Annotated in this window: 6 protein-coding genes; 3 read left to right on the forward strand and 3 right to left on the reverse strand. The window is 70.2% G+C overall.

Going from position 1 to position 4,584, the window contains the following annotated elements:
• Nucleotides 1-115: 115 nt before the first annotated feature.
• Together ACFWY9_RS27725 and ACFWY9_RS27730 are read right to left on the reverse strand one after the other, a co-directional pair.
• A complete protein-coding gene (locus ACFWY9_RS27725) occupies nucleotides 116-1,357 on the reverse strand; it encodes an MFS transporter (protein ID WP_378331795.1) in 1,242 nt (413 codons plus the stop codon).
• The gene (locus ACFWY9_RS27730; protein ID WP_378331794.1) at nucleotides 1,354-1,917 is read right to left on the reverse strand and encodes a helix-turn-helix domain-containing protein; all 564 of its coding nucleotides are present in this window, start codon (nucleotides 1,915-1,917) and stop codon (nucleotides 1,354-1,356) included. The genes ACFWY9_RS27725 and ACFWY9_RS27730 overlap by 4 nt, the downstream gene beginning before the upstream one ends.
• Before the next feature lie 69 nt (nucleotides 1,918-1,986).
• Between ACFWY9_RS27730 and ACFWY9_RS27735 the strand changes: the two genes are divergently transcribed.
• Nucleotides 1,987-2,265 (forward strand): GlsB/YeaQ/YmgE family stress response membrane protein, encoded by a 279-nt coding sequence (locus tag ACFWY9_RS27735; RefSeq protein WP_378331793.1) that lies wholly within the window; start codon nucleotides 1,987-1,989, stop codon nucleotides 2,263-2,265.
• A 39-nt stretch (nucleotides 2,266-2,304) separates the two neighbouring features.
• Here the strand turns inward: ACFWY9_RS27735 and ACFWY9_RS27740 are convergent, their stop codons facing one another.
• The gene (locus ACFWY9_RS27740; RefSeq protein WP_378331792.1) at nucleotides 2,305-2,514 is read right to left on the reverse strand and encodes a hypothetical protein; all 210 of its coding nucleotides are present in this window, start codon (nucleotides 2,512-2,514) and stop codon (nucleotides 2,305-2,307) included.
• 258 nt (nucleotides 2,515-2,772) lie between these two features.
• Here ACFWY9_RS27740 and ACFWY9_RS27745 point away from each other — a divergent pair, with 258 nt between their 5' ends.
• Together ACFWY9_RS27745 and pssA are read left to right on the forward strand one after the other, a co-directional pair.
• Nucleotides 2,773-3,498, forward strand: a complete 726-nt coding sequence (locus ACFWY9_RS27745) for a phosphatidylserine decarboxylase (RefSeq protein ID WP_378331791.1) — start codon at nucleotides 2,773-2,775, stop codon at nucleotides 3,496-3,498.
• 3 nt (nucleotides 3,499-3,501) lie between these two features.
• Complete coding sequence (gene pssA / locus ACFWY9_RS27750) at nucleotides 3,502-4,491, forward strand: CDP-diacylglycerol--serine O-phosphatidyltransferase (protein WP_378331790.1); 990 nt, start codon at nucleotides 3,502-3,504, stop codon at nucleotides 4,489-4,491.
• Nucleotides 4,492-4,584: the final 93 nt, after the last annotated feature.

Raw genomic sequence — 4,584 nt, forward strand, 5'->3', positions numbered from 1 at the left:
TTTCCCTCCACTGCCTTGGTCGTAATGTCCCCTTCAGCGCGTCCGGGGATCAAGACTGGACGCGAAGCGTCCCCGTTGAGGGCGGTGGCGGGGGCATGGGTGGAGAAAGTCCCCTTCAGCTCACGCGGGCAGGGAAGTCGCGGCGGGCACGGATCGGGCTGAACAGCACGAGCCCGAACGCGGCGAGCTTCACCCCGCCCATCAGCCACATCGTCTGCCGCACACCGAGGACCTCGCCGAGCAGGCCGCCGAGGAACGCGCCGAGCGGGATCGTGCCGTAGTTCATCACGGCGTAGGTCGCGGTGATCCGGCCGAACAGCTCGGGCGGGCAGTACCGCTGCCGGAACGTGCCGAGCAGCACGTTCGACACGACGACGCTCGCGCCCGCCCCGAACCACGCGACGGCGAAGAACACCAGCCCCGGCCCGGCGCTCGCGAACGGCCCCAGCAGCAGCATCGGCGCCCCGAAACCTATGCCGAGCAGGTACGACCGCGCGGTGCCGAACCGCGCCGCGAGCCGTCCGGTGACGAGTGCCCCGCACACGCCGCCCACGCCCGCCAGCGCCAGCACGAATCCGATCTGTCCCGGCCCCGCGCCGATCTCGCGAGCGAGGAAAACGATCTGGATCGCCTCATACCCGTCGATCGCGAGATTCGAGACGGCGCCGTAGATCATTAAAGTCCTCAAATACGGATCTCGTGTTACAAAACGTAGGCCGTCACCGATTTCTGTGCGAAGTCGCCGCTTTTCCACGAATGACTTCGTTTCTCTCGCGCGAACGAAATGCAGGCACAAGACCGAAATCGCGAAGCTGACAGAATCGGCGAGTATCCCGCTCACCGGTCCGAACACCTTTACCAGCAAACCGGCCAGTCCCGGACCCGCGATCTCGGTGGCCGACTCGCTGCCCTGGAGCTTGGTGTTCGCCTCGAGCAGTTGGCCGCCTTCGACCAGCGCGGGCAGGTACGCCCGATAGGCGAGCGTGAAGAACACCTTCGCCACTCCGCCGAGCAGCGCCGCGACCAGCAGGTACGGCATGGTGAGCACACCGAGCAGGGCAGCGGCGGGGACACTGCCGAACACCAGAGCCGACACCGCGTTGCAGGTGAGCATCACCGGCCGCTTGGGCAGCCGGTCCACCCACGCCCCCGCCGGGAGCCCGACCAGGAGCCACGGTAGCCAGGCCGCCGCGGCAAGCAGCCCGACCATGAACGTGCTCGCCCGCAAGGTCACGACCGCGACCAGCGGCAGGGCGGTGCTCGCGACCGCGCTGCCGAGCATGCTCGCCGTCTCGCCTGTCCAGAGCAGCCGGAAGTTCCGCGTCCGCCACAGCCCCGGCCGGGCGAGCGTCGTCACGGCTGACCGAGCGAGGCGCGCGCCACGAGGAAGACGGGCCGTCGTTCGACGCCGTCATCCGGCAGTTCCCGCTGCGTGTACTCGCGGAACAACGCCAGGACGCGGGCGTTCAGCTCGTGCAGCTCGGCTGCGGACAGCCGGGTCCAGGAGTCGTTGGCGAACCACGCGGCCTGCCACTGGGCGGGGTAACTCTCCCGGCCGGCCAGCCACCGCCGCGCGATCGCGGTCTCGTGCTCAAGGCTGAGGAACTCGGCGGCGTCGGCGATCGGGTCGCCGGGAAAGTCCGTGGCATCCCAGCTCAGCCCGCGCGGCACCCGGCGCCACCAGCGCTCCCGGCGGTCGCGAGCCAGCTCCGGCGCCTCTTCGACGAGCTCGCTGGTGGCCAGCACCTTCAGGTGATGACTGATGTTGCCGACGGCCTGCCCCGTCTTCTCTGCCAGTACCGACGCCGTCGCCGGGCCGTCGAGCTTCAGCAGGTCGAGCAGGCGGCGGCGCAGCGGATGCGACATCGCGGCCAGCACCCGGGAGTCGCGGACATCGTGAACATCACGTTCGCTCATATCCACAAGAGTAGTTGTACAAGAGTTCTTGTACAACTACGCACAGGGCGCCCCGGTATCCTGTGGACCATGGGAATCCTGACGTGGATCATCTTCGGCGCCCTGGCGGGCTGGGTGGCGAACGTGGTGGTCGGCGGCCGCGAACGGCGTCCTCAGGGCTGCCTCGTCAGCATCCTCGTCGGGGTGGTCGGCGCGGCGCTCGGCGGCTTCATCTACCGCGTCGCCACCGGGCACACGAAGAACTTCGAGTTCGACTTCCCCAGCTTCGGCGTCGCGATTCTCGGCGCGATCCTGCTGTTGCTCATTCTCCGGCTGGTGTCCAGCGCGGGAAACCGTGACCGTTCGTAACATTTGTTTCACGATCGGCAACCGTGGCCGTTCGGCCGATTAGAGTAGACGCTTCCCCTGTTCCCGCGGCCGGGTGCGTGCGTCGTCGGGGGGCGCATGCACCCGGCGCGTCCGGTTTGCCCGCGCCACGATCTCGGCAGCCCGTCCCGGATCCACCAGCGAGGGGATCGGCACCGCCACGATGTCCCGCTGCCACGCCGTGAACAGCTCGACGAGCTCTTCGTCGGCTGGATCGAGACTGGCTGACATCGCTTCCCTCGGCAGGTCCGGCAGGCGCCCGAGCGGCGCTAACTACCTACTGTTATCGTCGGCTGCCACTGACTGTTATCGCGGTGTGGCCACCCCCACCCCAGGCGGGGAAACCCGCGAGGGGGATACCCGGCCCGGCGACCAGGGGCCGTGCGGATCCTCCCGACGCGGCGGGCGGTAGCGTTGGGCCCGTCAACACCGGCCGCCGGACGGCGTCGCCGGAGTTCATTCCGACCACGAATTGCGGAGAGCCCACCCATGAGCGGCAACCGGCCGGAGGCAGGCGGCAACCCCCTCACGCACGCCGTGAAACTGGCCAGGGAGACCGTGCCGCCGATGCACCCGGCGGGACGCCCGTTCGTGTTCGGCGGGCTGGCCGCGACACTGCTGCTGCGCCGGTTCTCCAAGCGCCTCGGCGTCGTCGGCGCGCTGACGACCGCGGCCGTGGCGGCCTTCTTCCGCGCGCCCAAGCGCGTCGCGCCCAGCCGGGGCGGCATCGCGGTGGCGTCGGCGGACGGCCTCGTCTCGCTCATCGAGGAAGCCACCCCGCCGCCGGAGCTCGGCCTGCCCGCCGCGCCGCGGATGCGAGTGAGCGTCTTCCTGTCCGTGTTCGACGTGCACGTCCAGCGCACACCCGCGAACGGCGTGATCGAGCGGGTCGCGTACCGGCCGGGCAAGTTCCTCTCCGCGGACCTGGACAAGGCGAGCGAGGACAACGAACGCAACTCCGTGCTGCTGCGCACCGAGGACGGGCACGAGCTGGTCGTGGTGCAGATCGCCGGGCTGGTGGCGCGCCGCATCCTGTGCGAGATCCGCGAGGGCGACAAGGTCGGCATCGGCGAGACGTACGGCATCATCCGCTTCGGCTCCCGCGTCGACCTGTACCTGCCCGAGGGCAGCAAGGTGCTCGTCGAGAAGGGGCAGCGCACGGTCGGCGGCGAGACCGTGATCGCCGAACTCCCCGTCGTGCCGGCGAAGGGCTGAGCCATGGTCCGCGTGACCACTCCCGGCGTCCGGCTGCTGCCGAACGCCATCACCGTGCTGGCGCTGTGCGCGGGCCTGTCGGCGGTGCAGTTCGCGCTGACGCACAACTACGGGATGGCGATCGCGTCGATCGGCATCGCCGCCGTCCTCGACAGCCTCGACGGCCGGATAGCGCGGCTGCTGGACGCGACGTCGAAGATGGGCGCCGAGCTGGACTCGCTGTCCGACGGCATCTCCTTCGGCGTGGCCCCGGCGCTGGTGCTCTACGTCTGGCAGCCGGGCGCGGACAAGACCGGCTGGGTCGCGTCGCTGATCTTCGCGGTGTGCATGATCCTGCGGCTCGCGCGGTTCAACACCCTGCTCGACGACACCGAGCAGCCGCCTTACGCGAACGAGTTCTTCGTCGGCGTCCCGGCGCCCGCCGGCGGCCTGCTGGCGATGCTGCCGCTGATCGTCACGATGCACTTCGGCACCGGCTGGTGGTCCTCGGAGTACGTGACCTGGGCCTGGATGGTCGCGATCGCGGCGCTCTCGATCAGCCGCATCCCGACGCTGTCGCTGAAGACCGCGAAGGCACCGCCCAAGGCGATCGCGCCGCTGCTGGTGATCGTCGGGATCCTGGCCGCGGCCATCATCCAGTTCCCGCTGGTCGCGCTGGCCATCGCGCTGATCCTCTACCTGGCGCACATCCCGTACTCGGTCTACCGGCATCGCTGGCTGGCCGCCCATCCCGAGGCGTGGGCCGTGCCCCCGCGCGAACGCCGGGCCATCCGCCGCGCCAGGAGCCCGCGGCGGCTCGGCCTGCGTCCGCCGCTGCGTCGCCGGGTGGCCGGAGCGATGCGCGCGGTGCGGCTGCCCCGCAACGGCACCGAGTACACGCGGACGTCCCGGACCCTGGCCCGGGAGAACACCGAGAACGGCGACGGCCAGCACCCGCGGCGGCGCAGCTGGCGACGTATCGGCATCCGCCCGCGCACCCGCGACCGCGACTGACCCCTACTTCCGTGAAGGGCCGCCTGTCCGGCCACAACCGCGGGTAGGAGGGCGAAACGGCCGTGGGGGGGTAGGGGGGGGGGGGGCGGGTTC

The organism is Amycolatopsis sp. NPDC059027 (assembly GCF_042739735.1).
Classification (GTDB): Bacteria; Actinomycetota; Actinomycetes; order Mycobacteriales; family Pseudonocardiaceae; genus Amycolatopsis.

Excerpts from the sequence above, each read along its gene's own strand:
- ACFWY9_RS27730 (WP_378331794.1), bottom strand. The coding sequence starts at position 1,917 with ATGAGCGAACGTGATGTTCACGATGTCCGCGACTCCCGGGTGCTGGCC.
- pssA (WP_378331790.1), top strand. The coding sequence starts at position 3,502 with ATGGTCCGCGTGACCACTCCCGGCGTCCGGCTGCTGCCGAACGCCATC.
- ACFWY9_RS27745 (WP_378331791.1), top strand. The coding sequence starts at position 2,773 with ATGAGCGGCAACCGGCCGGAGGCAGGCGGCAACCCCCTCACGCACGCC.
- ACFWY9_RS27735 (WP_378331793.1), top strand. The coding sequence starts at position 1,987 with ATGGGAATCCTGACGTGGATCATCTTCGGCGCCCTGGCGGGCTGGGTG.
- ACFWY9_RS27740 (WP_378331792.1), bottom strand. The coding sequence starts at position 2,514 with ATGTCAGCCAGTCTCGATCCAGCCGACGAAGAGCTCGTCGAGCTGTTC.